At 72.2% G+C, this 24,272-nt stretch carries 25 protein-coding genes; 7 read left to right on the top strand and 18 right to left on the bottom strand.

Annotated elements, in window-relative coordinates; translation table 11 throughout:
- Positions 1-112: 112 nt before the first annotated feature.
- Together ACFVVA_RS21680 and ACFVVA_RS21675 are read right to left on the bottom strand one after the other, a co-directional pair.
- A complete protein-coding gene (locus tag ACFVVA_RS21680) occupies positions 113-1,147 on the bottom strand; it encodes a 2-dehydropantoate 2-reductase (RefSeq protein WP_387691714.1) in 1,035 nt (344 codons plus the stop codon).
- A gap of 40 nt (positions 1,148-1,187) precedes the next feature.
- Positions 1,188-2,009, bottom strand: a complete 822-nt coding sequence (locus ACFVVA_RS21675) for a class II aldolase/adducin family protein (RefSeq protein ID WP_387691712.1) — start codon at positions 2,007-2,009, stop codon at positions 1,188-1,190.
- A gap of 145 nt (positions 2,010-2,154) precedes the next feature.
- On the opposite strand from ACFVVA_RS21675, the gene ACFVVA_RS21670 reads away from it, so the two are divergent.
- Positions 2,155-2,364, top strand: a complete 210-nt coding sequence (locus tag ACFVVA_RS21670) for a hypothetical protein (RefSeq protein WP_387691711.1) — start codon at positions 2,155-2,157, stop codon at positions 2,362-2,364.
- Positions 2,361-3,491 carry a tryptophan dimethylallyltransferase family protein gene (locus ACFVVA_RS21665; protein WP_387691709.1) on the top strand — a complete coding sequence of 377 codons (1,131 nt, stop codon included), beginning with the start codon at positions 2,361-2,363 and terminating at the stop codon, positions 3,489-3,491. The genes ACFVVA_RS21670 and ACFVVA_RS21665 overlap by 4 nt, the downstream gene beginning before the upstream one ends.
- Here ACFVVA_RS21665 and ACFVVA_RS21660 read toward each other — a convergent pair.
- Positions 3,481-3,735 (bottom strand): hypothetical protein, encoded by a 255-nt coding sequence (locus ACFVVA_RS21660; protein ID WP_387691707.1) that lies wholly within the window; start codon positions 3,733-3,735, stop codon positions 3,481-3,483. The genes ACFVVA_RS21665 and ACFVVA_RS21660 overlap by 11 nt on opposite strands.
- Entirely contained in the window at positions 3,732-4,100 is a 369-nt protein-coding gene (locus ACFVVA_RS21655) for an ATP-binding protein (RefSeq protein WP_387691705.1), read from the bottom strand. The genes ACFVVA_RS21660 and ACFVVA_RS21655 overlap by 4 nt, the downstream gene beginning before the upstream one ends.
- Positions 4,101-4,272: 172 nt before the next feature.
- On the opposite strand from ACFVVA_RS21655, the gene ACFVVA_RS21650 reads away from it, so the two are divergent.
- From ACFVVA_RS21650 to ACFVVA_RS21635, 4 genes are all read left to right on the top strand, one after another.
- The gene (locus ACFVVA_RS21650) at positions 4,273-5,172 is read left to right on the top strand and encodes a helix-turn-helix domain-containing protein (RefSeq protein WP_387691704.1); all 900 of its coding nucleotides are present in this window, start codon (positions 4,273-4,275) and stop codon (positions 5,170-5,172) included.
- A 7-nt stretch (positions 5,173-5,179) separates the two neighbouring features.
- Positions 5,180-5,365, top strand: coding sequence for a DUF397 domain-containing protein (locus tag ACFVVA_RS21645; protein WP_387691702.1), 186 nt, complete (start codon positions 5,180-5,182; stop codon positions 5,363-5,365).
- A gap of 724 nt (positions 5,366-6,089) precedes the next feature.
- On the top strand, positions 6,090-6,545 hold the full coding sequence (locus ACFVVA_RS21640; RefSeq protein ID WP_387691700.1) for a GNAT family N-acetyltransferase: 456 nt from the start codon (positions 6,090-6,092) through the stop codon (positions 6,543-6,545).
- 415 nt (positions 6,546-6,960) lie between these two features.
- A complete protein-coding gene (locus tag ACFVVA_RS21635) occupies positions 6,961-7,359 on the top strand; it encodes a hypothetical protein (protein WP_387691699.1) in 399 nt (132 codons plus the stop codon).
- Positions 7,360-7,423: 64 nt separating this feature from the next.
- On the opposite strand, the gene ACFVVA_RS21630 is transcribed toward ACFVVA_RS21635, so the two are convergent.
- The 13 genes from ACFVVA_RS21630 to ACFVVA_RS21570 form a co-directional block, all read right to left on the bottom strand.
- A complete protein-coding gene (locus ACFVVA_RS21630) occupies positions 7,424-7,969 on the bottom strand; it encodes a hypothetical protein (RefSeq protein WP_387691697.1) in 546 nt (181 codons plus the stop codon).
- A gap of 91 nt (positions 7,970-8,060) precedes the next feature.
- Entirely contained in the window at positions 8,061-8,654 is a 594-nt protein-coding gene (locus ACFVVA_RS21625; RefSeq protein ID WP_387691695.1) for a hypothetical protein, read from the bottom strand.
- A gap of 117 nt (positions 8,655-8,771) precedes the next feature.
- Positions 8,772-9,551: an ABC transporter permease gene (locus tag ACFVVA_RS21620; RefSeq protein ID WP_387691693.1), complete on the bottom strand. Its 780-nt coding sequence runs from the start codon at positions 9,549-9,551 to the stop codon at positions 8,772-8,774.
- The gene (locus ACFVVA_RS21615) at positions 9,548-10,492 is read right to left on the bottom strand and encodes an ATP-binding cassette domain-containing protein (RefSeq protein ID WP_387691691.1); all 945 of its coding nucleotides are present in this window, start codon (positions 10,490-10,492) and stop codon (positions 9,548-9,550) included. Before ACFVVA_RS21615 ends, ACFVVA_RS21620 begins: the two co-directional genes overlap by 4 nt.
- Complete coding sequence (locus ACFVVA_RS21610; RefSeq protein WP_387691689.1) at positions 10,492-11,331, bottom strand: DUF4097 domain-containing protein; 840 nt, start codon at positions 11,329-11,331, stop codon at positions 10,492-10,494. Before ACFVVA_RS21610 ends, ACFVVA_RS21615 begins: the two co-directional genes overlap by 1 nt.
- Before the next feature lie 129 nt (positions 11,332-11,460).
- On the bottom strand, positions 11,461-12,030 hold the full coding sequence (locus ACFVVA_RS21605; protein ID WP_387691687.1) for a toxin-antitoxin system HicB family antitoxin: 570 nt from the start codon (positions 12,028-12,030) through the stop codon (positions 11,461-11,463).
- Positions 12,031-12,210: 180 nt separating this feature from the next.
- On the bottom strand, positions 12,211-13,242 hold the full coding sequence (locus ACFVVA_RS21600; protein WP_387691685.1) for an adenosine deaminase: 1,032 nt from the start codon (positions 13,240-13,242) through the stop codon (positions 12,211-12,213).
- Between the two features lie 123 nt (positions 13,243-13,365).
- Positions 13,366-14,661 carry a DUF445 domain-containing protein gene (locus ACFVVA_RS21595; protein ID WP_387691684.1) on the bottom strand — a complete coding sequence of 432 codons (1,296 nt, stop codon included), beginning with the start codon at positions 14,659-14,661 and terminating at the stop codon, positions 13,366-13,368.
- A gap of 206 nt (positions 14,662-14,867) precedes the next feature.
- Entirely contained in the window at positions 14,868-16,163 is a 1,296-nt protein-coding gene (locus ACFVVA_RS21590; protein ID WP_380539131.1) for a nucleotide sugar dehydrogenase, read from the bottom strand.
- A gap of 2 nt (positions 16,164-16,165) precedes the next feature.
- Positions 16,166-17,428 (bottom strand): glycosyltransferase family 2 protein, encoded by a 1,263-nt coding sequence (locus ACFVVA_RS21585; RefSeq protein WP_387691682.1) that lies wholly within the window; start codon positions 17,426-17,428, stop codon positions 16,166-16,168.
- 228 nt (positions 17,429-17,656) lie between these two features.
- Complete coding sequence (locus tag ACFVVA_RS21580) at positions 17,657-18,619, bottom strand: ATP-binding cassette domain-containing protein (protein ID WP_387691680.1); 963 nt, start codon at positions 18,617-18,619, stop codon at positions 17,657-17,659.
- A gap of 82 nt (positions 18,620-18,701) precedes the next feature.
- Positions 18,702-19,553, bottom strand: a complete 852-nt coding sequence (locus ACFVVA_RS21575) for an ABC transporter permease (protein WP_387691678.1) — start codon at positions 19,551-19,553, stop codon at positions 18,702-18,704.
- On the bottom strand, positions 19,546-20,343 hold the full coding sequence (locus tag ACFVVA_RS21570) for an ABC transporter permease (protein WP_387691676.1): 798 nt from the start codon (positions 20,341-20,343) through the stop codon (positions 19,546-19,548). Before ACFVVA_RS21570 ends, ACFVVA_RS21575 begins: the two co-directional genes overlap by 8 nt.
- A 224-nt stretch (positions 20,344-20,567) precedes the next feature.
- On the opposite strand from ACFVVA_RS21570, the gene ACFVVA_RS21565 reads away from it, so the two are divergent.
- Positions 20,568-22,907, top strand: coding sequence for a transglycosylase domain-containing protein (locus ACFVVA_RS21565; protein WP_387691674.1), 2,340 nt, complete (start codon positions 20,568-20,570; stop codon positions 22,905-22,907).
- A gap of 48 nt (positions 22,908-22,955) precedes the next feature.
- Here ACFVVA_RS21565 and ACFVVA_RS21560 read toward each other — a convergent pair whose 3' ends face one another.
- Positions 22,956-24,137, bottom strand: a complete 1,182-nt coding sequence (locus ACFVVA_RS21560; protein WP_387691672.1) for a winged helix DNA-binding domain-containing protein — start codon at positions 24,135-24,137, stop codon at positions 22,956-22,958.
- Positions 24,138-24,272 lie beyond the last annotated feature (135 nt).

Raw genomic sequence — 24,272 nt, 5'->3', positions numbered from 1 at the left:
CCACTCGGGGCCACGCCGTGGCTAAAACTGGCCCCACCCCGGGCCACGACCGCCGAGGGGCCGCGCGGGACGTCGGCCCGGCCGACTTCCCGCGCGGGGGCTGAGCGACCCGTCAGTGGGCCGGGGTGAGTTCGGCGAGGAGGGCGGGGCCGGTCCAGCCGGGGGCGGTTCCGGGGGCGGCCACCTCGGCCTCGTGGACGAGGGTGATCAGTCGGGCGTTGGCGGGTGCCGTGAGGCCGTGGCGTTCGGCGAGGGCGACGATCTCGCCCTGCAGCGAGTCGATCTCGGTGGGGCGGCCCCGCTGGAGGTCCTCCCACATCGAGGAGCGGGCCGTCGCGTCGATCTGCAGGCTGGCCCCGGCCAGCTCCTGGAACTGCGCGTCCGGCAGTTCGAGCACCTGCGGCATCACCTCCGGCGGCACCGGGCCGAGCTGGGCCGGCGCCATCCCGGCAGCCCGGAACACCGCCAGCGCCTCCAGCTGGCAGCGCGCCACGCACTGCCGGTACGCCAGCTGCCCGACCTGCTCGCGCAGCGGAAGCCCGGAGAGCGCGTTGACCGCGTTGTTGAGGTTCATCAGCAGCTTCGCCGCCTGGACGGCCGGCATGTCCGGCCGCAGCTCCAGCAGCAGACCGCCCGCCCGGGCGGCGTCGGCGAGGGCGTCCGCCCCCTCCTCGGCGGCCAGCATCAGCGAGCCGCCGCTGCCCTGGTGGAACGCCGCGGTCCCGGTCCGCACCACGTTGTACGGGACCATGCCGGCCAGCACCCGGTGGGACGGCAGCGCGGCCGCGAGCACGTCCACGTTGCGCAGGCCGTTCTGGAAGCTCACCACCACCGTGTTCGGGCCGAGGTGCGGGGCGAGTTCCCGGGCGGCGGTCGCGGTGTCGGCGGACTTCACCGTGACCAGCACGTAGTCGGCGCCGGCCGCGGCCTCCGGGTCGGCGGCGGCGGTCAGGTCCCGCACCTCGCGGCGGGCCTCGCCCGGGCCGGTGAGGGTCAGCCCGGCCGCGTCGATCGCCGCCATCGCCGCCGGCCGGCCGATCAGGGTGATGTCGGCGGTCGGGGCGAGCATGCCGCCGAGGTGGCAGCCGATGGAACCGGCGCCGAACACGGCGATCCGGAGCCTGCGCTGGGCGGGGGTGGTGGGCACGGGGCTGCTCCAGGGGGAAGGCGGACGGCGGCGGGGATCGTCAGTCGAAGAGGTCGGGGTCCGAGAGGGTGATCTGGTCCCACAGCGGGCGGGCCTGGAACCAGCCGGCCAGCGAGGTCCCGATCTGGTTCCGGGCGATCAGCGCGGTCTCCCGGTCGATCGGCTTCGGGGTGCCGGCGGCCATCGCGAGCAGCTGCGCCTGGCAGGAGCGCTCCATGGTGATGAACCACCAGACCGCCTCGGCCACCGACTGGCCGACCGTCAGCAGGCCGTGGTTCTGCAGGATCACGGCCTTGTGCCCGCCCAGGGCGGCGGCCACCCGCTTGCCCTCCTCGGTGTCGGTCACGACGCCCCGGTAGTCGCTGTACAGCCCGTGGTCCTCGAAGAAGACGCAGGCGTCCTGGGTGATCGGGTCGAGCGGGATGCCGAGGCTGGAGAAGGCCTTGCCGTAGAGGGAGTGCGAGTGCGCGGCCGCGACCGCGTCCGGGCGGGCGGCGTGCACCTGGGAGTGGATCGCGAAGGCGGCCCGGTTCACCGGCCGCCCGCCGTGCAGCAGGGTGCCTTCGTGGTCGACCAGGATCAGGTCGGAGGCCTTGATCTGGTTGAAGCTCATGCCGAACGGGTTCACCCAGAACCAGCCCGGGTTCTCCGGGTCGCGGACGGTGATGTGCCCGGCGACGCCCTCTGAGAAGCCGAACCGGCCGAACAGGCGGAACCCGGCCGCCAGTTGTTCCTTCCGGTACTGGCGCTCCTCCTCCACCGAGTCGAACACCGGCGGCAGCGGCAGGGTCACCCCCTCCGGGGCCGGCCCCACGACCCCGGTCGCCGCGTACGGGTCTTCGGGCTGCTGCGGTGCGGACATGGCGACTCCCGGGGCTGCTGCGGTGGGGCGAGGGGACTGGGGGCCGAGCAGAGGGCAACCAAAGATGTGTTCGAAAGATACATACCTTTGGCATCACTGCTGTGGCTATGATCAATCTGATCATCGATCAGGGGGAGGGGCAATGATGCGCAGGGTATTGGCCACCTGGGCAGTTGGAATCGCCGCAGGTGCGGCACTGCTCGTCGGCACCTCGGCGACCCTGGCGGCAGCACCCGCGCCCAGCACCGTCGCCAAGCAGCTGAACGAGCCCAACCAGTCGGTCGTCGGGCAGCTCAACGAGCCCAACCAGTCGGTCATCGGGCAAATGAACGAACCCAACCAGTCGGGCCAGTGACCATCCCGCTGCTTCGCGACACCACCCCCGCCCTCGCCCCCTTCCGGGACCCGGACAAGACCTTCGGGCAGTTCCTGGAGGAGAAGTGGACCGCCGTCTGCCGGGGCCTGGGGATCGGCGGGCCGGAGACGGCCCGCGTCCTGCGGGACCTGCGGGACGTGCTCAGCCCGTGGGGCGCGCGACCCATCGGGACCCGGTGCAACCCGCCGTCGTTCGTCTCGACCGACGGCTTCCCCGCCGAGCTTTCCGTCAGCTGGAAGGCAGGGAAGCCGGAAGTACGCATCCTGTTCGAGTCACTGAGCTTCGACCGCACTCCGCTCGGATCCCAGGACGCCGGAAGGGAGTTGACGCTTCGGCTCGCCGAACGGCCGGGGGTGAGCATCGAGCGGTACCTCGACGTCGAGGACCTGTTCGTCACGACCGACCCCGGCCTCAACCGGCCCACCGTCTGGCACTCCTTGGCCTGGCAGCCCGGCGAGCGGCCGCACTACAAGGTCTACCTCAACCCGCAGGCGCACGGCCCGGACCGCACCCACGAGGTCATGGCCGAGGCCATGCACCGGCTGGGGCTGGCCGCGGCCTGGGAGCCGGTGGGACGGCGGTACGGGGAACTCGCCCGGCGCGGGCACGAGGTGGAGTTCTTCGCCCTCGACCTGGACGGCGGAAACGCCTCCCGAGTGAAGGTCTACTTCCGCCACCTCCCGATGCCGATGGATGAGTTGGACACCGTGGCCGCACTGTCGCACCGCCACGATTCGGCGCGGGCGGCCCGAGCCCGTGCCGTGATCTACGGGCGGGACGGCGGCACGGTGGACAACGAGCCGATGACCTGCCTGGCGTTCCGGGAGGGTGCGACGGGGCCCGAGGAGGCCAACGTCTACCTGCGGCTTCCCGGCAACACCCACAGCGACGCCGAGGCCGCCGGGCGGATCGCGGAGCTGATGCGGATCGAAGGCGTCGACCCGCGCCCGCACGCCGAGGTGCTGAGACAGCTGACGGCGGGGCTGCCCGGGGGCGAGAGCGGGGTGCAGGAGCTGTGCAGCTACCGCACCATCGCGCCAGGGGCGCCGGCGCACATCGGGCTGTACCTGCGGTTCAACACGTACGGGGCTGCTCCTACGGCCTGAGGTCGCGGTTGCGCCTGAACTCGCGGATGAGCGCGAGGAGGTTGACCAGCGTGCTGGCTGGAACATTGCCGATGTCGATCAGGCGCCGGCCGTGGAGGTTGACGTCGCCGGGGGTGGCGGAGGGCCAGAGCAGGCCGAACTCTCGGCCTTCCGTGCGGAGTTCGACGATGAGCTGGGTGACCTGGCGCGAGGTGAGGTGGAGCAGGGCCGGGTCGGCGGGGTGGATGGGGTGGTGGGCGCTCACGCGACACCGTCCTGCTGCAGCTCGAACCAGACGGTCTTGCCCAGGTGTTGGGGGTCGACGCCCCAGCGGTGGGTGAGGCCCGCGACCAGCTGGAGGCCCCGGCCGGCCTCGGAGAGGAGGGCGAGGGGGCCCTGTTCCGGGAGGAGGGGGCTGCGGTCGGAGACCGCGACGCGCAGGGTGTTGGCGCGGTGGTGGATCAGGATGACCGGGGAGGTCGTCTCACCGTGGCGCCAGGCGTTGACGATCAGTTCGACCATCGCGAGTTCGGCGTCCGCGATGAGGGAGGGCGGCCAGCCGGCGCTGGTCATCCCGTCGCGGAGGGCGTCGCGGGAGAGGGTGAGGGAGGGGGAGTTGAGGTTACGCACAGCGTCTCCCGGAGGGGGAAGGGTGAGACCGGCGGATGCGTCGCCGTGAACGAACCCACTGGACATGGGTGTTCTTCGGTGCCCGAGCAGCGTTACTGACGATCCGTTCGGTGATCGGTGCATCACAGACTGTAGGGCATGCGATAGCAAATTTGCTAGCAGCCTCTAGAAGATGTGCCTATCTGTTCGCTGGACTCGTCACGCACACGCGGTGGATGCTGGGGAGATGCCACCTACCCCAACCGCACGCCGGAAGCGCGTCGGCATCGAGCTGCGAAAGATGCGAGAGACCGCCGGACGCACGGCCGGAGACGCTGCCGCCGTTCTTGGGCTGGACCGCAGCAAGGTCACGCTGATCGAGCAGGGCTCCTATCCGATCAGCGCCGAGCGAGTCCTTGCGCTCGCCGCCGAGTACGAGGAGGCCGACTCCGCGTACGTCGACGCCGTTGCCGAGATGGCCGCCGACCGGACGAAGGGGTGGTGGGAGGAGCACAGAGGCCTCGTCCCCGCCGGAATTCTTGAGATTTCCGAGGTCGAGCACTATGCCGGCGCGCTGGTGACGTACCAGATCTGCCATGTTCCCGGGCTCATGCAGACCGAGGAGACAGCTCGGGCGATCTTTCGAGAGGTCTATCCGCCTCTACGGCCGCTGAACATCGAAGCACGGGTCGAGAACCGGATGCGACGAGCTGAGCTCCTGACGCGAAGCGATCCACTCGACTACGAAGCGATCGTGCACGAGGCCGCGCTTCGCATGGAGTTCGGAGGAGCAACAGTCGCCAGGGAACAGCTGAAGCACTTGCTCGCACTCTCGGAAGCCCCCAACGTGACGTTGCGCGTGCTGGAGTTCAAGGCTGGCGGTTTCAAGGGGGCAGGCCAAGCCGTGCTGCACGCCAGCGGACCCGTGCCCCGCCTCGATACGGTGCAGTTGGACTCCGTAGGATCGCCAGCGTTCCTGACCGAGATGAATCAGCTGGAGAACTACCGGAGCATCCTCGGGGCGATGCGTGATCGCGCGCTCGATCCATCGGCCTCCCGTGACGCGATCTCCAGCATCATGAATAGCCTGTGAGGCCTCCATGGAAGAACTCGCGTGGCGAAAGCCCACTGCCTGCGGTGATGGCAACAATTGCCCTGAGGTAGCCATGGGCCCCGATGCCGTCTACGTCCGCAGCAGCCTCCGGCCCGACGCCATCGCCCAGCTCACCCCCGACGAATGGCGCGACCTCGTGTCCGCCATCCGCGCCGGCGAGTTCGACGCCTGACTCCCCCGCCGCACCGGCCGGGGCCGCGATTCGTCGCACGGGTGTTGAGCTGCTAATATTCCTGACGTCGCGAGGGAGATGATCTCTCGTCAGGCGTCAGTGGTGCTACAAGAGCACGTCCTACTTTCAGTAGGAAGAGTCCGTGCAACCCGGGCCTGGCGCTCCACAGTCGGAAGGGTCCGGCATCCACACGGGTGCCGGACCCTTCCGCGTTTTGCGCGACCACGCCGAGTCGGCTCATGCAGCTCTGGCTGCCCATTTGGCCGCCAGCCACCCGCCACCCAGGACAAGGGCCACTGCGGCAGCGAGGTACATCGCGGTCCGCACCGTCTCGTGAGCCTGCGAGGAATCCGGCGCCGAGACACTCACCCGGAACGCCTTCACGGCCACCTCGAACGAGACCTGTCCGGCCGGGCTCGCCGCTCCCCGCGCCCTGCTCTTCCGCTCTTCCATCCGCCCTCCGTCCGCGTCGGCACGAGCGAGTGTGGCAGTTCGACTGTGACACCACCGCGCGATTCGTCGCACGGGCGTTGAGCTGCTAATATTCTCGACATCGCGAGGGAGATGATCTCTCGTCAGGCGTCAGTGGTGCTACAAGAGCACGTCCTACTTTCAGTAGGAAGAGTCCGTGCAACCCGGGCCTGGCGCTCCACAGTCGGAAGGGCCCGGCATCCACACGGATGCCGGGCCCTTCCGCGTTTCCCGACCCGGGACAGGAGCAACAGTGCAGATCGCGACCGATGACCTCTCCGGCCCCGAGATCGCCCGCTTCCTCGACGAGCACGTCCAGCAGATGCGGGCCATCTCCCCGCCGGAGAGCACCCATGCCCTCGACCTCGACGCCCTCCGTCGGCCCGGGATCACGTTCTGGTCGGTGCGGGACGACGGCGTCCTGGTCGGCTGCGGCGCTCTCAAGCAACTGGACGCAGACCACGCCGAACTGAAGTCGATGCGCACGGCACCCCTGCGCAAGCGGAGCGGCGTCGCGTCCCTGCTGCTGGAGCACATCATCACCGAGGCCAGGCGCATGGGCTTCACGAGGCTGAGCCTGGAGACCGGCACGCCCGACTTCTTCCTGCCGGCCAGGAAGCTGTACGAGAAGTTCGGGTTCGTCCCCTGCGAACCGTTCGCCGACTACCGGCCCGACCCGAACAGCGCGTTCATGACGAGAGAGCTCTGACCGGCGGCGCCCGTCCGACGGACCGCGATTCGTCGCGCCGGTGTTGAGCTGCTAATATTCTCGACATCGCGAGGGAGATGATTCCTCGTCAGGCGTCAGCGGTGCTACCAGAGCACGTCCTACTTTCAGTAGGAAGAGTCCGTGCAACCCGGGCCTGGCGCTCCACAGTCGGAAGGGTCCGGCATCCACACGGATGCCGGACCCTTCCGCGTTGCGGCCCCACTTTTCCACTGCGCTGATCCCATGAACGCATAATCAGGCAAAGGCCTGATCTCATCGTCGGCGAACTTCCTGAGCGGAAGCCGGTTTTCCGCCGCCAGAGGCCGGGGTAGGGCGGAGGCGTTCGCACCCTGACCGTTCCGGTGCTCATGAGGGAGCGAATCCGTGACGCTTTTCTTGTCGGAAGGACACCCTCATGCACAGGTCCCTTCGGAACGCCTTCGCGACCGTCCTCGTGACGGGCGCGCTCACCACCGCTGCCGCTCCGGCCGCCGTCGCCGCCGAACAGGCGCCGTCGGCGGCCGGGGTGCAGGCGGAAATCCGCAACCCGAAGACCGTCAAGGTCGCCGACTACAACCAGGCCCGCAACGCCCTGATCAACGCGGGCAGCAGGACGGCCGCCAAGTCCCACCCGGCGCACGGCACCAAGGACGTCCCGATCTCCCACGGCACCAGCCTGCTCGCGGAGGCCCGCGACGAGTTCCGCACCGCCGACAGGAGCCTGCCGGCCGGCCAGAAGAAGTCCGACATGTCGATCCCGCACTACAACGCCGTCCACAGCGCGGCCAGGACCATGGGCATCGACCGCTGGTGACGCCTGCCCGTCGAGGCGGACGGTCGGGCCCTCCTCCGCCCCCCCGGCGGAGGGCCGGACCGTTTCACTGCTTCGGGGGCAGGGGCTCCTCCCGCGGAGCGCTCAGGCTGCCGTCCGGAAGGACGTCGAAGACCGTGACCGTCGAACTCCCGGTCACCGTGATCCGATCCGGGCCGGCCCAGACGGCGCGGGTGCTCTTCCATCGGACGCCCAGGCTCCAGTGGCGGGCCGACCAGCCCGAACCGGACACCAGCTCCATCCGGTAGACCGGATCGACCGCAAAACCTCCGGCCACGTCGGTGACCGTGAGCACCCGGTCCGGGCGGCCCGGAGCCGCCTCCTGGTGGAACGACCTCTCGCTCTCGCCGAACACGTACGACAGGAAGGCGAGCGGCGCTCCGAATCCCAGGGCCACCAGGCCGATGCCCCAGACGATCTGCCCCGCGCCGGCGTAGAGCCCCAACTCGACGAAGACCGAAGCCACGATCAGCGTGAGCACCGCCCCGAGCAGCAGCACCGGACGGTTGAACCACCGCTCGACCTCCACCAGCCCGCCCGAGCGGGACGCGTGCCGACCCGCCGCGTACGCCAGCAGCGGCGCGAGCGCCACCCCTCTGAGCCCCCACGCGATCCACCTACGGCGTGCCGCTGTCATCCCTTGCCCCCTGATGGTTCTTGACCGGTCTTTGGCGCGGACCCTGCTACAGGGGCTGCCGGGACCGAGGGGTCACCGAGGGGCCGCCCAGCGTCCCGTCCTCGTCCACGGTGAAGACCTCGATCTCCTCCCGCAAGGTCACCGTGATCCGGCCCGGGGCGGACCATTCGGCCCTGACGAAGCCGTCGCCCTCCTCCCAGGTGCCGAGGCCCCAGTGGCGGGCCGACCAGCCGCTGCCCGTCAACAGCTCCACCCGGTAGACCGGATCGATCGAGAAGGCGATGTCGGTGACGCGCAGCACGTGGTCGGAGCGGTTCGGGTCGGGCTTGCGGTCGACCAGCCGGCCGTCGCCGCCGAAGATGTACGCCACGGTCCCGACCCCCGCCCCGATGACGAGGAGCGGTGACAGGACGGCCGCGCAGCCGATCTGCGCCCATCTGGTGCGGAACTCGAACTGGGCCACCGCCGAGGCCACGGCCAGCGCGATCGCCGTGCCGAGCAGCAGCACCGGGTGGTTCAGCCAGCGTTCGACCTCGACCAGCCCGCCCTGGCGGGAGGAGAAGTAGCCCGGCAGGTACACCAGGAGGGCCGCGAGCGCCGCGCCCCGGAGCCACCACACGACCTGACTGCGGCGCGTCACCGTCATTTGCTCCCCCCGGAGTTGTCCTTTGCCGGGACTTTACTACGGGGATGCCGGGCGGCCCGGACGACGGGTGCCCCGTCGTCCGGGCCGCCGGGTCTACCGGCCGTACCCCCGTCACCGCCGGTAGAAGACGCTCCGCGACCAGAAGTAGCCGACCAGCGTCAGCCCGGTGCACCAGGCCAGGGCGCTCCAGGCACTGGTGCCGATCCCGGTCCCCATCAACAGCCCACGCAGGGTCTCGATCATGGGGGTGAAGGGCTGGTACTCGGCGAACCAGCGCAGTGCCGTCGGCATGGAGTCGGTCGGCACGATGGCGCTGCCGATGAAGGGCAGGAACTGCAGCGGCATCGGCATGTTGCTGGCGCTCTCGACCGTCTTGGCCACCAGACCGATGCCGGCCGATATCCAGGTCAGGGCGATCGTGAGGAAGAGCAGCAGGCCCATCGCGGCCAGCCACTCCACCGGTCCGGCGTTCGGCCGGAAACCCATCGCGAGGGCCGCGCCGATCACCAGCACCAGGCCGATCATGGTCTGGACGACACTGCCGACCACGTGCCCCGCCAGGAAGGCGGAGCGCGATATGGCCATCGTGCGGAAGCGGTTGACGATGCCCTCGGTCATGTCGGTGCAGATGCCGATCGCGGTGACCAGCGACCCGGAGGTGGCCGCCATCAGCACGATGCCGGGCGTCACGTAGTCGATGTAGTGGCCGCCTCCTATGCCGGCACCCAGGGTGCTGCCGTAGGCGTAGTTGAAGAGCAGCAGCATCATGACCGGCATCACCACGACCGCGAAGGTCAGGGACGGGTACCGCAGCGCGTGCTTGAGGTTGCGGCGCAGCATGGTCAGCGAGTCGTTGAGCGCGTGGGCTGCCGTGCCCGTGGCCATGCTCATCGCACGCCCTCCCCGGTCAGTTGAAGGAACGCGTCGTCCAGGTCGGCCGTCTCCACGACCAACGACTCGGCCTGCACGGACGCGTTGTCGAGCACGTCCAGCACGGCCCTCACGGTGAGGACGGAGTTGTCCCCCGGGATCTCCAGCCGCAGCGCCTCGGTGTCGGCCGTGGCGTATTCGAACAGCGTGGCGGCGGTGGCCAGCGAGCCGGCGTCCGCGAACCGGAGCCGGATCCGCCCGCCGGGGGCGAACCGCTTCAGCTCCTCGGCCGTGCCCTCGGCGACGATCCGGCCGCCGTCCAGGACGGCGATCCGGTCGGCGAGCTGGTCGGCCTCCTCCAGGTACTGGGTGGTGAGGAAGACCGTCACCCCGTGGTCGGCGACCAGGCTCCGGATGATCTCCCACATGGTGCGCCGGCTGCGCGGGTCCAGCCCGGTGGTCGGCTCGTCCAGGAAGATCACCTTCGGGTCCCCGACCAGGGTCATCGCGAGGTCGAGTTTGCGCCGCATGCCGCCGGAGAAGGTGGTGACGGCCTTGCGCGAGGCCTCGGTGAGATCGAAGCGCCGCAGCAGTTCCTCCGCCCGCCTCCGCCCCTCCCGACGGCGGAGGTGGTTGAGGTCGGCCATCAGCATCAGGTTCTCCTCGGCGGTGAGCAGATTGTCCACCGCCGAGAACTGGCCCGTCACCCCGATCGCCTTCCGCACCGCGTCGGCCTCGCGTGCCACGTCGTGCCCGACCACCCGGGCCGAGCCGCCGTCCGCGGGGATCAGGGTGGAGAGGATCTGCACGATGGTGGTCTTGCCGGCGCCGTTGGGCCCGAGCAGGGCGAACACGCTGCCCGCCGGGATCTCCAGGTCGACGCCCCTCAGGACCGCCTTGTCCCCGTAGGACTTGGTGAGTCCGGTCGCCGAGATCGCCGGGACCGTGGAGTCGGCCGCCATCAGGCCCTCCGGACGACGACGTTGCCGACCTGGGTGCGGCCGCGGACCTCGACCGTCTCCACCGCGTCGCCCGGGCCCTGGGTCGGGCCGAGGTCGTTGCGGACGCCGCCGACCTTGCTGTGCACGTCGAGCCAGGCCGCGGTGCCCTCGGCGATGCCGACCTCGACGTCCCCCACGCTGGTCTGGAGGGTGACCTTGCCGCGGACCACCCGGCCGACCCGGATGTGGCCGTGCGCCGACTTGGCGTCCACGTTCCCCTCAGCGAGGCCGACGTGGATCCGGCCGTTGGAGGCGTTGGCGTGGAGTTCGCCGTACACCTCGTCGACCTCGGTGTCGCCGTTGCTGTTCTTCACCGTGAGCCGGCCCCCGACGGATCCGATCTCGATCCGGCCGGCCCCCGTCACCTCGGCGTCCCCGGTCGTCGCGCCGAGCCGGACGTCCCCGAAGCCGCTGTCGAGCCGGGCGCTCTCGGCGCTCTCGACCTGGATCCGGCCGAGCGAGGTCTTCAGCCGGCAGGCGCCGAGCGGGCCCTCGGTGACGAACTCGGCCATCGGGGACTCGCTGTGGACCTCGGAGCCGGCCGGCAGCTCGACCAGGACCTCGATCGCGCCCTTCTTGCCGCTGAAGACGCTGCGCTGCTTGGGGGCCTTGATGCCGAGCCGGCGGCCGGAGAAGTCGACCTGGGTCTGCTCGGCGGCCTTGACGTCCGCCTCCTTGGCCGGATTGGCGGGCCGGACCTCGACCACCGCGTCGGTGCGCTTGCCCGCCTTGATCCAGACCGAGCCGATGTCGAACTCGAGGATGGCGGAGATCGGTCCGTCGGTCTCGTACGTAGGCATGGCTGTCCCGTCCTTTTGACTCGTGTGGGTGTTCCCGCTGGTCGGAGCGGGGGTGACGTCGAAGGTGCAGAAGGTGGTGCGGGAGGTGGTGCGGAAGGTCGTACGGATGCTCGGGGTACTGCGGAGGCCTCAGTGGACCCAGCCGGTGAAGCCCTGGCCGCCGACGCTGCGCGCGACCCGGCTGCCCGGATCGGCCACCGGCCGGCGGGCCGGCTCGCCCTCCAGTGCGCCGGCCAGGGCCCGGACCAGCCAGGCGTTGAGCGAGAGGCCGGCCTCGGCTGCGGCCTCCTCCGCCCTGGCCTTGAGGTGGGCGGGCAGGCGGAAGTTGATCCGGGCGGTGCCGGTCTCGTCCGGCTCCGGCGTCGCCGCAGGTGCCGCCATCGGTGCCACCGGTGGCACGAGTGGCGCCATCGGTGCCGGCTGTGGCGCCGCATCGCCGTGGAAGGCGTCCGAGCCGGGCGGTGCCGTCACCACGAACTCGGGGTCGAGTCCGCGCAGGCGCACGTCCACCGAGCCGGGGGCGAGGTCACGGGTGACTTCGCCCATGGCGGCCGAGAGCGCGTTGAGCAGGGTGAGCCGCACGGCCGACTCCAGCGGGAGCGTCAGCCGCTCGGCCAGCGCACGCGCTTCGTCCCCGCCGGTGGCGGCGGCCACCGCGAGCTCGTTCCGGAGGTTTTCCACGTACGGCGTGAGGTCCATGGCCGTAAGCATGGCACGGCAGTGGTGCCATGTCGAGCCATTTGTGGCACCACTTTGGCGCCATCTCCCGAACAAGGATGGCGCCGCTCGGCGCCCGAACGCGGAACCGCCCCGCCGACCGAGGTCGACGGGGCGGTTCACCAGGGGAAACGCGACAGGGGAAACGCGACTGCGGGAAGGTCAGGCCTGCTGCCAGCCCGCCAGGTAGGCGTCGATCTCCCCGGCCAGCCGGGTCTTGCCCGCCCGGTCCAGGAAGGAGGCCTCGACGGCGTTGCGGGCCAGCCCCGCCACCCCGGCCTCGTCCAGGCCCAGCAGCCGCGCCGCCACCGCGTACTCGGTGTTGAGGTCGGTGCCGAACATCGGCGGGTCGTCGCTGTTGACCGTCACCAGCAGCCCGGCGTCGACCATCCGCTTGATCGGGTGGTCCTCGATCCGCTCCACGACCCGGGTGGCGACGTTGGAGGTCGGGCAGACCTCCAGCGGGATGCGGTGCTCGCCCAGGTAGTCGACCAGCGCCGGGTCCTTCACCGCCTGGGTGCCGTGCCCGATGCGCTCGGCGCCGAGCGCCCGGATCGCGTCCCAGACCGTCTCCGGCCCGGTGGCCTCGCCCGCGTGCGGGACGCTGCGCAGGCCGGCCGCCCGGGCCCGGTCGAAGTACGGCTTGAACTGCGGGCGCGGCACGCCGACCTCCGGGCCGCCCAGGCCGAAGCTGACCAGGCCCTCGGGGCCCAGCTCGGTGGCCAGCCGGGCGGTCACCTCGGCCGACTCCAGCCCGGCCTCGCCCGGGATGTCGAAGCACCAGCGCAGCACCACTCCGAGCTCCTTCTCGGCGCGCAGCCGGGCGTCCTCGATCGCCTCCATGAAGGCGACCTCGGGGATGCCCCGGCGGACCGAGGAGTACGGGGTGATGGTCAGCTCGGCGTACCGGATGTTCTGCCGGGCCATGTCCTCGGCCACCCCGTAGGTGAGCGAGCGGACGTCCTCGGCGTCCCGGACCAGGTCCACCACGCTCAGGTAGACCTCGATGAAGTGCGCGAAGTCGGTGAAGGTGAAGTACTCGGCGAGCGCCGCCGGGTCGGTCGGCACCTTGGAGTTCCCGGCGTGCCGGGCGGCCAGTTCCGCGACGACGCGCGGCGAGGCCGAGCCGACATGGTGGACGTGCAGTTCCGCCTTGGGCATCCCGGCGATGAACGCCTCGATGCTCCGCTCCACGGGCTCGATCCGACTGACGCTGGGGCCGATCCGACTTCCGTCCGGCTGGACCACGGTGGTTCCCTTCTTCCTTCTACGCGCGTACCGAAGACAGCTGCTGGCAAGGATAGGCCGTGCCCGGGGTCACCCTCCGAGCGCCACCGCCAGGGTGTGGATCAGCAGCCCGGCCAGGGCGCCGACCACGGTGCCGTTGATCCGGATGAACTGGAGGTCGCGGCCGACGTTGGCCTCGATCTTGCGGGAGGCGTCGTCGGCGTCCCAGCCCGCCACCGTCTCGGAGATCAGCGAGGTGATCTCGGTGCGGTAGGTGTCGACCAGGTACTGGGCGGCGTCCTGGAGCCAGCCGTCCACCTTGGCCTGGAGCTTGGGGTCGGTGGCCAGGCGCTCGCCGAAGCGGCGCACGCCGTCGCGGATGCGCCGGCGCAGTTCGCTGTCCTCGTCCTCGGCCGCGCCCATCACCAGGGTGCGCACGGCCGCCCAGGTGGAGTTGATCAGGTCCTGCACCTCGGCGCGGGCCAGCAGCTCGCCCTTGGCCCGCTCGACCCGGGCGATGGTCTCCGGGTCGGTCTGCAGCTCGGTCGCGAAGTCGGCGAGGAAGTTGTCGATCGCGCCGCGGGCCGGGTGGTCCGGATCGTCCCGGATGTCGGTGACGAAGCGCAGCAGCTCCTTGTAGACCCGCTCGCCGACCTGGTGGTCGATGAACCGGGGCGTCCAGCCCGGGGTCTTCTGGGTGACCTTCTGGACCACCTCCTCGTGGTTGGTGGTCAGCCAGCCGTGCGCCCGGACGGCGACCAGGTCCACCACCCCGTGGTGCCCGCCGTCCGCGACCACCTTGCCGAGCATCCGGCCCATCGGCTCGGCCACCGAGGTGGCCGCGGCCCGCCTGGTCACCGCCTCGGCGACCACCGCCCGCACGTCGTCGTCGCGGAGCACCGCGAGCAGGCCGCGCAGCGCCGCCGAGGCCTCCTTGGTGACCCGCTCGGCACTGCCCGGCGCGGCCAGCCACTCCCCCAGCCGGCGGCCGATGCCGAGTGCCGCAAGTCGGCCGCGGACCACGTGCCCGGAGAGGAAGTTCTCGCCGACGAAGTCGCCGAGCGAGCGGCCGAAGGCGTCCTTCTTGGTCGGGATGATCGCGGTGTGCGGGATCGGCAGGCCGAACGGCCGACGGAACAGCGCGGTCACCGCGAACCAGTCGGCCAGCGCGCCGACCATGCCCGCCTCGGCGGCGGCCGCCACGTACCCCGCCCAGGGGCCGGCGCCGGCCGCCCCGGCCCAGGTGGACAGGGCGAAGACCAGGGTCGCGAAGGCCAGCAGGCCGGTCGCGATGGTCTTCATCCGGCGGACGCCGCGTCTCTTCTGCTCGTCGGCCGCGGTGAACCGGACTCCGGGGCCGGTCCCGCTGAAGGCATCGTCACTCACCCCGCCAGTCTGCCCGTTGCCCGGCGCGGGCGGGGGCGCGCCTCGCGATCACGCGCCCCCGCCAGGCGTGACGCACCGAACAACCCGGGCATGACGCCCCGAACCGACCGGACCTCAAACGCCGAACCGACCGGGCCTCACGCTCCGATCCGACCAGGCCTCACACGCCGAACAACCCGGGCCTCACACGCCGAACAACCCGGGCCTCACGCCCCGCCCAGCACCATCCGCCGCACCTCCGCGCCCGCCCAGCGCTTCGGGTCCGTGCACCGCCGCCCGTCCAGCAGCACCCGCACCCCCGGCAGGTCCGCCGGCGTCAGGTCCCGGTACTCCGGGTGGTCGGCCTGCAGCACCGCCGCCACCACCGGCTCCCCGCCGTACGGCGGCAGCCCGAGCGCCGCCAACTCCTCCGCCTCGTACAGCGGGTCGCTGACGTACGGCCGCGCACCGGCCGACCGCACCGCCTCGACCAGCGGGAACACCCCCGAGTACGCCGTCTCCTTGACCCCGCCCCGGTACGAGGCGCCGAGCACCAGCACGCCCTGCCCGGCGATCCCGCCCGGCACCGCCCCCGCCAGCACGCCCACCGCGTACCCCGGAACCGCCAGGTTGGCCTCGCGCGCCGCCCGGACCACGGTCGCGCCCGGGTCGTTCCACAGGTAGAGCCGCGGGTACACCGGGATGCAGTGCCCGCCGACCGCGATGCCCGGCCGGTGCAGGTGGCTGTACGGCTGCGAGTTGCAGGCGTCGGCGATCTCCGCGAAGTCGACCCCGACCTCGTCCGCGTACCGGGCGAACTGGTTGGCCAGCGCGATGTTGACGTCCCGGTACGTGGTCTCGGCGAGCTTGCTGAACTCGGCCGCCTCCGCCGAGGCCAGTTCCCAGACGCCGTTGGGCCGGGGCAGGTCCGGGCGCGGGTCGAAGTCCAGCACCGCCCGGTAGAACTCGGCGCCGCGCCGGGTGGAGGACGCGTCCAGGCCGCCGACCAGCTTGGGGTAGCGCCGCAGGTCGGCGAAGACCCGTCCGGTGCGCACCCGCTCCGGGCTGAACACCAGCGCGAAGTCCCTGCCGGCCGCGAGCCCCGACCGGGACGCCAGCCGGGGCGCCCAGCGCTCCCGGGTGGTGCCGACCGGCAGGGTGGTCTCGTAGCTGACCAGGGTGCCCCGGCGCAGCCCGGCCGCGACGGCGTCGGTGGCCGCGTCGAGCAGGGCGAAGTCCGGGCTGCCGTCGGCGGCGGTGACCAGCGGGACGACCAGGACGACGGCCTCGGCCCGGGCCACCGCGGCCGTGGTGTCGGCGGTGGCCCGCAGCAGGCCCTCGGCGACGACCCGCTTGAGCGCCTGGTCCAGACCCGCCTCCCGGGGGAACGGCGGCACGCCCCGGTTGACGCTCTCCACCACGCCGGGGGCGGTGTCCGCGCCGGTCACCCGGTGGCCCTTCAGCGCGAACTGCACCGCCAGCGGCAGGCCCAGCTTGCCCAGGCCGACCACGCAGACGTCCAGGCTCATCCCCGTCCTCCGTTCACCGAGTCGGCCAGCCGGCGCCACGCCGGGTGGCGCCGCAGCCGGCGCCGCAGCTGTTCCGGGACGAGCCCGCGCCACAGCTGCCGGGCGAGGTCGAGCCGCGGGGCGGCCTTCCCGACCGCCTCCGAGGCCGCCTCCCCGGCGGCCGCCCCGACCGCATCCTCCGGCAGCAGGAACAGCCCGTCCGGCAGGCCGATCCGGGCGTCCCGGAACGCCGGGAGGCCCGCGTACCGCCGCCCGCCGTCCACCACCACGGGTGGATCGCCGTGCGCCGCCTCGTAGCGGATCTGGTCGCGCAGCGCCTCCGGCCGCACCGCGCAGGCGAGTTCGAGCCGCACCCGCTCGGCGGGCGGCAGCCGGTGGTACACCTCGCGGGCGCCGAACCGCTCGACCAGCCGCGCGACCTCGACGCACACCCGCTCCTGCACGTCCTCGGCCAGCAGCAGGAAGCCCTCCCGCAGCAGGCGCGGCACGTCCCAGCCGAAGCTGCGGGCCCGGATGGCGTCCAACTCCTCCCCGGGCTCGGCCAGTTCCGCCGCCACCTGCTGCAGCGCGGCGATCCCGCGCAACCGGTCCAGCACCCCGGCCCGCTCGGTGACGTTGCCCCGGTCCTCGCGCAGCACCAGGAAGTAGCAGTCGTAGGAGGCGAGGACGGACACCCGGGCCGCCCGCAGGCAGGCCTCCAGGGTGAACGGCTGGTCCGAGAAGACCTTCAACCGCTCGTCGCGGCGCAGCCCGTGGCGCCGGAGGAGGTCGAGCCGGAACAGCTTGGTGTCGGCCAGCGCCCAGGCCAGCGCGGAGTCGGTGAAGTCCACGGACTCGGCGTCGGCGTGGAAGATCCCCTGCGGGACCAGCCGCCCGTTCACCCCGATCTGCTTGGGCACCACCACGTCCGAGCCCCAGGCGTCGGCGGCCGTGACCAGCCGCTCCAGCGCCTCCTCGCCGAGCCGGTCGTCCGCGCCGAGGAACAGCACGTAGCGGCCGCGGGCCAGCTCCAGGGCGCGGTTGGTCGGGCCCGCCGGGCCGCCCGAGTTGGGCTGGTGCAGCACCGTGAACAGCCCTGGGTGGCGGGCGGCGTACTCGTCCAGCAGCTCCCCGCCGCCGTCCGTGGAGCCGTCGTCCACGGCCACCACCTCCAGCCGCCCCGGCGCCAGGGACTGCCCGACCAGCGAGTCCAGGCAGGCGGTGAGGTACGGCATGGTGTTGTAGACCGCGACCACCACGGTCACGTCGGGTACGGCCATCGGGGGGCGGGCCTCCGGTTCCGGCATCGGCGAGTGATGCCGGGTCAACTCACGGTGGAGGCCCGGGGTCACGATGATCACCCGCACCGGCGACGGGGAACCGAACGTGCTCACGGCCGTGGCACTGGCGTACGACGGCCGGGCGGCGGCCGGAGACCCCCCGGCCGCCGCGCGTCCGTTCCGTCAGCCCGTCAGCCCGCCGCCCGCCGCCCGCCTGCCGCCGGCCCGTCAGCCGATCGCGACCTCCGCGTACATCCGGGCGATCACGTCCTCGATGGCCGGTTCGCGCACCGAGAGGTCCACCAAGGGGTAGCGCGCGGCGACCGCCGCCACGATCGGCGCGGCGCTCTCCTGGGCCGGGAAGGCCAGCCACTGGCGCGACCCCTCGACCCTGGTGACCCGGGCCCCGGGCACCTCGACCGGGTGCGCGAGTTCCTGCGCGAGGTCCACCACCAGCGTCCGCTCGCTGCGGCCGGTGGCGTGCAGGCCCTCCAGTCCGCCGTCGTAGACCACCCGGCCGTGGTCGATCACCATCACCCGGCCGCAGAGCTGCTCGATGTCGGTCAGGTCGTGGGTGGTGAGCAGCACGGTGGTGCCCCGGTCCCGGTTGACCTCGCGCAGGAACTCCCGCACCCGGCCCTTGCTGACCACGTCCAGGCCGATGGTCGGCTCGTCCAGGTAGAGCACCTGGGGGTCGTGCAGCAGTGCCGCGGCGAGGTCGCCGCGCATCCGCTGGCCGAGCGAGAGCTGGCGCACCGGGGTGTCCAGCAGTCCGCCGAGGTCGAGCAGTTCGACGCAGCGGCCGAGGTTCTCGCGGTACCGGGCGTCGGGGATGCGGTAGATCCGGCGGGCGAGTTCGAAGGAGTCGCGCAGGGGCAGGTCCCACCAGAGGGTGGTGCGCTGGCCGAAGACGACGCCGATCCGGCGGGCCAGTGCGACGCGTTCGCGCGCCGGGTCGACGCCGGCCACCCGCAGCCGTCCGGAGCTGGGGACGAGGATGCCGGTGAGCATCTTGATGGTGGTGGACTTGCCGGCGCCGTTGGGCCCGATGTAGCCGACGCACTCGCCGGCCTCGACGGTGAAGCCGAGCCCGTCCACCGCCCGGACCTCGCGTTTGGCCCGGCTGAACCGGCCCGTGCGGGTGCGTACGGTGAAGGTGCGGTGGACGTCCTGGAGTTCGATCAGTGCCATGGGAGCTCCTTCGGGATGGGAGGGGTTCGGTGGGAGGGTTCCGGTGGGAGGGGTTCGGTGGGAGGGGTTCGGTGGGAGGGGTTCAGCTGCCGGTGCCGCGGTAGGCGCGCAGCCCGGCCCGCCAGGCGAGCCCGGCGGCGAGGACGCAGAGCGCGGCGACGACCGGCGAGGCGAACTGGAAGGCGGTGGGCAGGCCGAGCGGGTCGGGGCGGTCGAGGATGCGCAGCGCGGGAAGCCAGTTGACGAAGGCCAGCGGAACGCCGAAGACCGCCCCGGCGACCAGCTCCTTGGCGAAGACCGTCGGCGGGTAGTGCAGCAGCGTCGCGCCGCCGTAGGTGAAGGAGTTCTGGATCTCCTTGGACTCGCCCCACCAGAACTGGACGGTGGCGCCGCCGATGTAGATCGCGCCGAAGATGACGGTGCCGCAGAGCAGCAGGACGGGCACCAGCAGCACCCGGTCCCAGGTCCAGTGGACGTCCAGGGCGGCCAGCGACCAGACCAGCACCGCGACGGCCTGGAGCGGGCGGCCGAGCCGGCGCAGCGTGAAGCGTTCGGCGCACAGCTGGGACAGCGCGGGCGCGGGCCGGATCAGCATGGTGTCCAGCGAGCCGCTGCGGATCCGCGCGCCGAGCCCCTCGGCCGAGCCGACCAGCAGGTTGGCGACGCCGAGCGAGAAGGTGGCGGTGGCGTACAGGAAGGCGATCTCCGGCAGGCTCCAGCCGCCGAGCCGGTCGGTGTGCAGGAACATGATCACCAGCACCGCGAAGTCGAGGGAGTGGGTGACCAGGCTCGCCGCCAGGTTGAGCTCGAAGGAGGCCCGGTAGGCCATCATCGAGCGCATCCACATCCGGGCGCAGAGCCACCAGGAGCGCAGCGCCCAGGCGGTGCGGGCGGTGAGGGGCTCCCGGCGGAGCCCGACGAGCTGCTCAGCCACCCTGCACCACCACCTTGCGGGTGGCCAGCCACTGGGCGCCCCGCCCGGCGGCGAGCAGCACCACCGCCCAGCCGAGCTGGAAGCCGAGCGCCCCGAACAGGGCGGTGCCGGCGGTCCGTTCCAGGAAGACGTCGGTGGGGACGTTCACCAGCGCCGACCAGGGCAGCGCCCGGCCGAGGTCGCCGAGCAGGCCGGGGAACAGCGCGACCGGCAGCAGCATCCCGGAGAAGAACATCGAGACCACCAGCATCACCGAGCGCACCCCCTCCGAGTCGTGCAGCCAGAAGCCGGTGATCGAGACCAGGAAGCGCAGCCCGAAGCTGACCACGACCGCCAGCAGTGCCGAGAGCAGGAAGAACGCCCAGGTCAGTGGGTGTTCGGGCAGTCGGATGCGGAACACCAGCGCGCCGATCAGTATCGGCACGGTGCCGCGCACCAGCGCCTGGAAGCCGGCCCGGCCGAGGTCGGAGGCCAGCCACCAGGCCTGGAAGTCGACCGGGCGGTAGAGGTCGACGGCGATGTCGCCGCTGCGGAAGCGGTCCTGGAGGTCGTCCTGGAAGCCGCCGCCCCAGACCGCGACGGTGACCAGCAGGCTCTGGCTGACCCAGATGTAGGTGACGGCCTGGCTCTGGTCGTAGCCGCCGAGGCCGGGGCGGGCCTGCCAGAGGGCGAGGAAGGTGGAGGCCAGGATGATGCCGAAGACGGTGTTGGTGAAGGTGCCGGCCACGGTGGCGGCCCGGTAGGTGGAGTAGCGGCGGAAGGCGCCGCGGGCAACGGCGGCGTAGAGCATATTGTCTCCTTGTCGACAAATACGGGCAGAGGGAGATACCCCTCGACGTCCGCGCACGCCCCAGTGGCCCCGACCGGCCGTACCCGGGGGTGCCGGGCCTGGCGGGCGGAGCTGCGGAAGTGGGTGCGCTATGTGGTTTGCACCTTTCACCGTACCTCCGGCCCGCACCACCCGCACCCGGTTTTCCCCGCCTGATCCGACGTCAAATAGCAGATAATCTCGGCATGACCTTGAGCACCCGCCGCCAGGCCAAACGGGCCGCCCGCCGCGAGGCCCGCCGCGCCCTCCCGCTCTGGCGCCGGCTCCTGCCCACCTGGCGGGTCACCTTCGGCACCCTCACCCTGCTGCTCCTGCTCGCCGCCGGCGGCTTCGCCGTGCTCTACGTCATCGTCCCGGTGCCCGACCCCAACGCCCACGCCGTCGCCCAGAACAACATCTACCTCTACGCCGACGGCAGCACCGAGATCGCCCGCACCGGCGCCGTCAACCGCACCGACGTCACCATCGACCAGATCCCGCTGCCGACCCAGCAGGCCGTCGTCTCCGCCGAGGACCGCACCTTCTACCAGAACCGCGGGATCGACCTGAAGGGCATGCTCCGGGCCGGCTGGAACACCCTGCTCGGCAAGGGCATGCAGGGCGGCTCCACCATCACCCAGCAGTACGTCAAGAACTACTACCTCACCCAGGACCGCACCATCGAGCGCAAGGGCCGCGAACTGCTCATCGCCCTCAAGGTCGACCAGCAGCGCGACAAGCGCGAGATCCTCGCCGGCTACCTCAACAGCAGCTACTTCGGCCGCGGCGCCTACGGCATCCAGAGCGCCGCCCACGCCTACTACGGCGTCGACGTCTCCGGACTCACCCCCGCCCAGGGCGCCTACCTCGCCTCCCTGCTCCAGGCCCCCAGCCTCTACGACGTCAAGACCGCCACCCCCGCCAACCGCGAGAAGGCCGTCGCCCGCTGGAACTACACCCTCGACGGCATGGTCCAGCTCGGCTTCCTCACCCCCGCCGACCGCGCCGCCACCACCTTCCCCGACCCGATCGACCCCCAGCCCGCCACCGGCCTCGCCGGCCAGGCCGGCTACCTGGTCGGCGTCGCCGACGACTACCTCGTCTCCTCCGGCACCCTCGACGCCGCCACCCTCAAGGCCGGCGGCTGGCGCATCACCACCACCTTCGACAAGCCCCGGCAGGACGCCTTCGTCAAGGCCGTCCAGGACCGGCTCACCGGCGAACTCGACCCCCGGACCCGCCCCGCCACCGACACCGACGTCCGGGTCGCCGGCGCCTCCGTCGAACCCGCCACCGGCCGGGTCGTCGCCGTCTACGGCGGCCCCGACTACGCCAAGCAGCCCTACAACGACGCGCTGCGCCAGGACAACCAGATCGGCTCCACCTTCAAACCGATCGACCTCGCCGCCGGCCTGCTCGCCCAGCACACCCTCGACGGCGTCCCGATCACCACCGAATCCCGCTACGACGGCAGCAGCGAACGCCCCGTCACCGGCGGCCCCACCCCCTACGCGCCGCCCAACGAGGACGACGTCGACTACGGCAGCATCACCCTGCGCTACGCCATGGTGAAGTCCGTCAACTCCGTGTACGCGCAGGAGGGAGTCGACGCCGGACTCGCCCGCGTCCGGGAGACCGCCGTCAAACTCGGCATCCCCGACAGCGTCCGCGGCATGGACCCGGCCAACACCTCGATGACGCTCGGCACCGCCACCCCCAGTGCCCTCGACCTGGCCGGCGTCTACGCCACCCTCGCCGACCACGGCCAGGCCCGCACCCCCTGGTCCGTCGTCAAACTCGAACGCGTCAACCCCGGCGGCGCCATCGACGTCCCCAAGATGCCCGAACACGACCCCACCGAGGCCCTCGACCGGGAGACCGCCGACTCCGTCACCGACGTGCTGCGCGACGTCGTCAGCCCGCGCGGCACCGGCGCCGCCGCCCTCGACCTGAACCGCCCCGCCGCCGGCAAGACCGGCACCACCGACTCCAACCTCTCCGCCTGGTTCGCCGGCTACACCCCCGAACTCGCCACCACCGTCGGCCTGTTCCGGGAGAACCCGAAGACCCACGCCAAGGAGCCACTGGCCGGCACCGCCGGACTCACCCGGATCAACGGCGGCACCTTCCCCACCCGGATCTGGACCGCCTACATGGCCGCCGCCCTCGACGGCGCCCCCACCCAGGACTTCGACCTCAGGACCGGACACGGCACCCCCGCCGCCACCCCCTGGCCCACCGCCCCCGCCGGCACCACCCCCAGCGCCACCACCCCGACCACCGCCCCCGCCGCCGGCGGCGAACCCGCCCACGCCGACCCGGCCCCCGGCACACCGCCCGGCCACGAACCCGGCACCCCCACCGCCACCGGCCGACCCGCTCCCGGCCCGGTCACCCCCAGCCCGCAGGCGCCCAGGCCCACGACGGAGCCGGAACAGCCCAGCCCCACCCCCAGGCCCAGCCAGGTCCAGCCGACCCGCCCCACCGCCCCGCCCAGCGCCACCGGCGGCCCCGCCAGCCGCCCGGCGGCCCCGCCCACGCCCTGAAGCCCGTCCCCGGCCTGAAGCCCGTCCCCGGCCTCCCGGAAACAAGCTTCAGGACGCGCCCCGGGCCACCAGTTCGCGCTCCAGCGGGGTGCGGAACCGCGGCGTCACCCGCACCTCCCCCAACCAGTCCGCCAGCCGCTCGGCCCGCTCCGCGACCGCCCGCTCCGCCGCCGCCCCGACGTCCCGGAACAGCCGCCACACCACCGCGCCGTCGGGGCGCTGCGCCCAGCCGCCCACCACCTCGCCGCACCACCACACCGTCGGCCCGGCGTTGCCCGCCCGGTCGAACAGCGCCGGCACGTCCTCCGGCCGCAGGTACCAGTCCCGCCCGCGCCAGCCCATCACCGCCGGGTCCAGCGCGGGCAGCAGCGCCGCCCACGGCTCCGGCTCCGCCACCGGCGCCTCGTCCCCCGGCAGCACCAGCGCCGGCGCCCCGCCGGCCAACGCCACGTCCAGCGCCCCGAGATCGGCCAGCGCCCGGCGGACGTCCCCCAGCGTCCAGCCCGTCCACCACTTCACGTCCTCGACCGTCGCCGGTCCGTACGCCGCCAGCCAGCGCCGCACCACCTCGGCCTTCGCCTCCCGCACCGGCACCTCCGGCCACTGCGGCACCGGCGCCCACGGGTAGCTGCTGCTCAGCCACGAACCGCGCGGACGGGAGCGGCGCACGTGCCCGTCGGAGGCCAGCAGCCGCAGCAGGCGGCTGCCCACGCTCTGCTTCGCCTCGTACGCCTTGCCCGCCGACATCAGCATCGTCTCGCGCAACTGCGGTACGTCCTCGGAGAGTTCCCTGGTCGTCGCCTCGCCGCGGACGGCCAGCGCGGCCAGCACCTCGCGCTCCGTCTCCGCCAGCCGGGCCTCGTCCCAGCCCTCGGCGAAGTCCCGCAGGTGCTTCAGCAGCGTCGCCCGCTCCTTCGCGGCGATCGCCCGCGCCGCTGCCGAACTCACGTACGGGGCGAGGCCCTCCGTCACCGCGAAGATCGTCCGCCGCATCGACAGCAGCTTCACCAGCGAGACGTCCTGGTACAGCGCCCGGTCCACCTCCGCCGCCGACGGCTCCGCCAGCCGCGCGCAGGCCGACAGGTACACCGTGGCCGCGTCCGTCGCGTGCAGCCCGACCACCGCGTCGGCCACGTCCTCCACCCGCGCCGCCCGCAGCGACGGCACCAGCAACTGCCGCCGCCCCAGCCTGGTCCGACGCTCCGCATCCCCGATCACCGGCACACCCATGCCGGGACCCTAGCGCGTGTCCGCCGCGCGGCACCGACGACGCCGACCGGGACGCGCTCGCCGCGGTGCTGGCCGGGCTCACCCGCCCGCTGACCGGGGTGTTCCACCTGGCCGGCGTGGTGGACGACGCCGTGG

The organism is Kitasatospora sp. NPDC058048 (assembly GCF_042885555.1).
In the GTDB taxonomy this organism is placed as follows: domain Bacteria; phylum Actinomycetota; class Actinomycetes; order Streptomycetales; family Streptomycetaceae; genus Kitasatospora; species Kitasatospora lactacystinica.
The sequence above is the reverse complement of the archived record's forward strand: the minus strand, read 5'-3'. Positions and strand labels throughout refer to the sequence as shown.

Coding starts and splice junctions, on each gene's coding strand:
- ACFVVA_RS21675 (WP_387691712.1), bottom strand. CDS start 2,009: ATGTCCGCACCGCAGCAGCCCGAAGACCCGTACGCGGCGACCGGGGTC.
- ACFVVA_RS21670 (WP_387691711.1), top strand. CDS start 2,155: ATGCGCAGGGTATTGGCCACCTGGGCAGTTGGAATCGCCGCAGGTGCG.
- ACFVVA_RS21650 (WP_387691704.1), top strand. CDS start 4,273: ATGTGCCTATCTGTTCGCTGGACTCGTCACGCACACGCGGTGGATGCT.
- ACFVVA_RS21645 (WP_387691702.1), top strand. CDS start 5,180: ATGGAAGAACTCGCGTGGCGAAAGCCCACTGCCTGCGGTGATGGCAAC.
- ACFVVA_RS21635 (WP_387691699.1), top strand. CDS start 6,961: ATGCACAGGTCCCTTCGGAACGCCTTCGCGACCGTCCTCGTGACGGGC.
- ACFVVA_RS21620 (WP_387691693.1), bottom strand. CDS start 9,551: ATGAGCATGGCCACGGGCACGGCAGCCCACGCGCTCAACGACTCGCTG.
- ACFVVA_RS21615 (WP_387691691.1), bottom strand. CDS start 10,492: ATGGCGGCCGACTCCACGGTCCCGGCGATCTCGGCGACCGGACTCACC.
- ACFVVA_RS21610 (WP_387691689.1), bottom strand. CDS start 11,331: ATGCCTACGTACGAGACCGACGGACCGATCTCCGCCATCCTCGAGTTC.
- ACFVVA_RS21605 (WP_387691687.1), bottom strand. CDS start 12,030: ATGGACCTCACGCCGTACGTGGAAAACCTCCGGAACGAGCTCGCGGTG.
- ACFVVA_RS21585 (WP_387691682.1), bottom strand. CDS start 17,428: ATGGCCGTACCCGACGTGACCGTGGTGGTCGCGGTCTACAACACCATG.
- ACFVVA_RS21580 (WP_387691680.1), bottom strand. CDS start 18,619: ATGGCACTGATCGAACTCCAGGACGTCCACCGCACCTTCACCGTACGC.
- ACFVVA_RS21570 (WP_387691676.1), bottom strand. CDS start 20,343: ATGCTCTACGCCGCCGTTGCCCGCGGCGCCTTCCGCCGCTACTCCACC.
- ACFVVA_RS21565 (WP_387691674.1), top strand. CDS start 20,568: ATGACCTTGAGCACCCGCCGCCAGGCCAAACGGGCCGCCCGCCGCGAG.
- ACFVVA_RS21560 (WP_387691672.1), bottom strand. CDS start 24,137: ATGGGTGTGCCGGTGATCGGGGATGCGGAGCGTCGGACCAGGCTGGGG.